This window comes from Butyrivibrio sp. LC3010, from assembly GCF_000424385.1.
Classification (GTDB): domain Bacteria; phylum Bacillota; class Clostridia; order Lachnospirales; family Lachnospiraceae; genus Butyrivibrio.
Genome location: NZ_AUJU01000061.1, coordinates 1 through 4,600, shown reverse-complemented (window position 1 = coordinate 4,600; position 4,600 = coordinate 1). Strand labels below are relative to the sequence as shown.

Annotated in this window: 2 protein-coding genes; both read right to left on the bottom strand. The window is 40.3% G+C overall.

All coding sequences use genetic code 11. The annotated features are described in order from the left end of the window. Positions 1 to 437, bottom strand: a 437-nt coding sequence (locus tag G622_RS0119725) for an AAA family ATPase (protein ID WP_026512076.1), incomplete at its 3' end; no start/stop codon positions are given. Positions 438 to 932: 495 nt separating this feature from the next. Beyond that, positions 933 to 4,523: an InlB B-repeat-containing protein gene (locus tag G622_RS24975; protein WP_049945977.1), complete on the bottom strand. Its 3,591-nt coding sequence runs from the start codon at positions 4,521 to 4,523 to the stop codon at positions 933 to 935. Positions 4,524 to 4,600 lie beyond the last annotated feature (77 nt).

The following is a 4,600-nucleotide window of genomic DNA, read 5'->3' as shown; positions in this document are numbered from 1 at the left end:
CCGATTTTGTTATTAAGCTGGGCGCTGGTCCTATTACTACGACCATAGACAGCTTCCCCATCACAAGACACACTTTCTGCGAAATATTTCCAGGAATCATCATCATTTGGAACTGTCAGATGACTGATATAATCATAATCATGTCCATCCAGTTGCCATTCCAGAGAAAAATCTATTGTTTTTGATTCTTTTTCAATAGACAAAAATTTAGATTTATACAAAGATGAAGTGCTAAGACGGACGCCCTTTCTCTGCAGACTGTTCGAATTAACCCTATCTGTCATGGCTGCACTGAGGACTCCTATTGCCTCCAGAACAGAGGACTTTCCTGAACCGTTGGCGCCAATAAATACATTTACTCTGCCCGGCTCAAATGAAACATCATATAATGACTTAAAGTTCTGAATAGCAATTTTTTTTAGTTCCATTTCTCCCATTTAAATATGCTCCTTTTAGAAAAAAATGCTGTATCTAAATATAAGATGATTATAACACTTTCTTTGTAATAGTATGTATCTAAATTTTATAAAAATGCGTAAAATAGCCATTTGCCAGTTTTTAAATATTGTAAAAAAGCGTATTTTGTATTTATCTAAAGTTGAATACAATGTTATGATTTTTCTTAAAAATGGCATATCTAACGATTTAATAGAGCGGCTACAAATATAGAAAAACTTCGACTATTTCATATGCCCTGGATTGGGCATCAAGCACTAAAATCTGAACAAGATTAAAAGCTGTTCACTCTCGTGAGAAGTCAAAATTTGTAATGATTAAATTTGCTGAGTAGTGTAGCCGATATTTTTGTATGGTGCTTACCCCATATCACATAAAAAGGGATTACAGTCCATTTGGATATGAACCGTAATCCCTCTTATTTGTTTAGCTTAGAGTTCTTTGCTCATTCAGCTATTTGGGTTAGAAAAATTCGATTACTTTTTCTTAACTGTAACCTTCATTCCCTTCTTAACAGCTTTATTAGCTCTCTTGAGAACCTTCTTCTGGTCTTTTTCGCTCTTTACGCCAGTGATCTTAACCTTACACTTCTTACTCTTAGCCGCAAGAGACTTCTTACCAAACTTTATTGTTCCCTTCTTGTCAGTCTTGATGTTGATCTTCTTAGCCTTTGATTTGTAGAATGCCTTATCACCAATCTTCTTGACAGATGCAGGAATATTAAATGTATTTACTTCAGAATTCTCATAAGCGTTAGGTGCGATTGCTGTTACTGCGTATGTATGGCCATTCTGGTCCTTTACTTCTGAAGGAATATTAACCGTCTTAGCTGTCTGCTCAGCTGCTGTTCCTTTGTACTCAACCTGGAGGTTGGTAGGATCAGCACTGATAACGGTTGCACCAATTTCTTTACCATCAGCATCCTTAAGGACTTTACCTACTGCTGCAGGTGTTTCAGGAGTTGATCCGTCAGACTTAGCTGCTTCTTCAGCTGCTTTCTGCTCTTCAGCCTTCTTCTGTTCTTCAGCCTGTTTCTGCTCTTCCTGCTTCTTCTGCTCTTCTTGCTGTTTCTTTTCTTCAGCTGCTTTCTTTTCTTCTGCTACCTTATCTTCAGCTGCCTTCAATGCTGTCTTTGCTGCAGTAAGTTCATCAGATGTTGCACCTGCTGTCTCTGCTGCTGCGATAGCATTCTTAGCTGCCTGAATCTTATCATCTGTAGGATCTGTCTTAGCTGCATCTGCTGCTGCATTTGCTGCTTCGATAGCTGCCTGCTTAGCTGCTTCCTTGGCTGCTGCGTCATCAGCTGCCTGCTTAGCTGCTACTGCTGCATTGATTTTCTCATTGATTGTAGCAAGTTCTTCATCAGATGCATTTGCTGCCTTAGCTGCTTCAACTGCTGCCTTAGCTGCTTCAATGTTAGCTTCTGTAGGTTCTGCTACAGCCTTGTCTGCTGCTGAATTTGCTGCTTCAATAGCTGCCTGCTTAGCTGCTGCGTCATCAGCTGCCTGCTTAGCTGCTACTGCTGCATCAATCTTTCCACCGATTTCTTCAAGTTCTTCGCCAGTTGCTCCAGCGGTCTTAGCTGCTTCGAATGCCTCTTTAGCTGCCTCAATATTAGCTTCTGTAGGATCTGCTACTGCTTTGTCAGCTGCCTCATCAGCTGCTGCGATTGCTGCTTCTTTTGTACCATCAGATACCCATACTGCGTAAAGTGTTGTATCACCCTTAATAGCTTCTGTTGTAGCACCATCAGCATAAACAACCTCACCTGTTGCTGATGTAGCCCATCCAGCAAATTCCATTCTTTCAGGAGCTGTAAATGTGCAAGCGTTAAGCGCATCGCCCTGAGCCTCAGCAATCTTCTGATCTTCCATGGTTCCAGTTCCACCATTTGCATCAAATGATACTGTAAACTCTTCAGCTGCACGCCATTCTGCAGTAAGTACAAGATCAGCAGTTACATCTGTTAAAGTTGCTCCGTCCGGAATCTCTGTAGCAGTATTGATTGTACTACCATCAAGTTTTGCATTAGAACCATTTGCTTTCCAATAATTGAATGCATTTCCTTCCTTAGTAAATGCATTATCAGGAAGAGTAATAGATTCGCCATAGGAAATTACAGTCTTATCCATTGTTCCGCCAGAATAGCCGGTTCCACCTTTATAGGATACTTCCAGGTTGGAGAGAACAACTGGAGCAAGAGTCAGCACTCCAGCAGCAGTTTTACTACCATATTCTGTTACTGAGATTGTTGCACCAGCAGGAATAATTTTGTCATCAGCAAGTGCTAATGCAGCTGCGTCAGCGACTTCAGCACCGGAAATTGTCCATCCGATAAATTTAGTATCATCCATTTCTTTTGGATAATCAATAGCAGTGGCTTCTTTACTCTTTGAGAATGTGCCAGCATAATCACGAAGATTGTCTGTTCCATGTCCTACATAACTAACTGCATATCCTTCTTCAAAAACAGGATAAAGGTCAAGCGTATAACTTGTAGAACCTCCACTAGATACTTCTGTTAAATTACTTTCTTCAAGTGAAACACTTGAGGTATAATCAGCAGATGATTTAGTTGCATCTTTTGACCATCCAATTAAACTCTTTCCGGTTCTTGCAACTTCAATTCCCGATAAATCTAATGTTTTACCTACTGAAAGACCCTCAACTGTATGAACACCACCTGTACCTGCTACAAGTGAATAATCTCCACTAGACCAATCGACATTATCACCAGTTGCTGTGTGAAGTGTTATTGTCAAAGCATCATCATTTACAGTCCACATAGCATAATATGTTTTATCGGCGGTCAATTTTACACTGGATCCGGGTGCAAGAATAAGTGATTCTTTTGATGGTCTTGATGCACTTGTATACCAGCCATCCAAGGTATGGTTCGCAAAATGAACATCTGCTGCAGTCGGTAATGTTATATTTCCATCTTTGTCAGCAAAGAACTGAGCAGACGCATCAACTAAAGCACCACCATTTGTAAAATCAGGTGTCAATTCGAAAAGGTTATCCTCAACTGCTTGGAATGTTATAGGTCCTGCCAATGCTACTGTAGAAGCACCACCATCTATAATATAACCAGTAGTCTCAACAGCAGTCGTTGTAGGATCGTCAGTCATCGTTCCTACTTTCCAACCTTTAAAGAATTTACCGCTATCAGCTAGAAGATCCTCACGAATTCCAGCCTGCTCTGCAGTAAGTGTAGTCACTGTATCACCGGATGTATACTTTAAGAAATCTGTATAACTTGAATCTATTGGTAGAGGACTGCCCGCAGCATCTTTATAAGTTACAACATTATTTGTAGCTGCTTTCCATACAGGATAGAAGTCTTTTGAACCAGCATTGCTTATGGTGAATTCCTCATCAAAATCATATGGGGCGGTATTTGAAATTTGACCGGCAACACTAGACCAGCCTATATTTGTATAACCCGTAAGCGGAGTAACTGCTGTAGCATAATACTTTCCGCTATAGGGAACGGAAGGCTTAGTATCAACATAATGATTAGCACCTGGTTTTCCAGCATTTACATCTGTTCCATCTGCCAATATTATACCAGAAGTTGCGGTATCATTGATTATTCCAGTATCTTTATAAGTAAGAGTTACTGCAGCAGAAACAACGTTAATAGTAATCGTTTCTTTATTTGCATCATCACCCTTAATCTCGTCATCTGAAGTGCCTTTTGCTGCGACAGTTATCACAGAACTACCTTCCGCGAGTCCCGTAACGGACACAGTATCCACAGCTCCAGTTGCTATAGAAATAGAAGCATAAGTGGTAGCATCACTAACAGCAGCGTCTGCATCAGGTGAAGTAGCATCAATACTTATTTGATAATCTGTATCCCGGTTTGTCTGTTTTAGTTTGAAATTGATAGTTTCTCCAACAGCTATTGTTCTAGTATCAGCCGTAGTACTAGCATCAATATAAGTACCACCAAAAGCAGCCATTACAGATATACTAGCAAACGGCGCCGCAACAACGCTCAGATTACTTACAGCCAATGCAGCGGCCAGTGCATATGACCATATCTTTTTGTTTTTCTTCATAAAGTTTTCCCCTTTCATATGAAATGTGTTTGTCCTTTGTCGCGACAAAGTCAGGAGTTTTACCCCTGAGAGAATTG

What these genes read in the sequence shown, in the direction of transcription:
- G622_RS24975 (WP_049945977.1), bottom strand. Translation starts at nt 4,523, where the DNA reads ATGAAGAAAAACAAAAAGATATGGTCATATGCACTGGCCGCTGCATTG.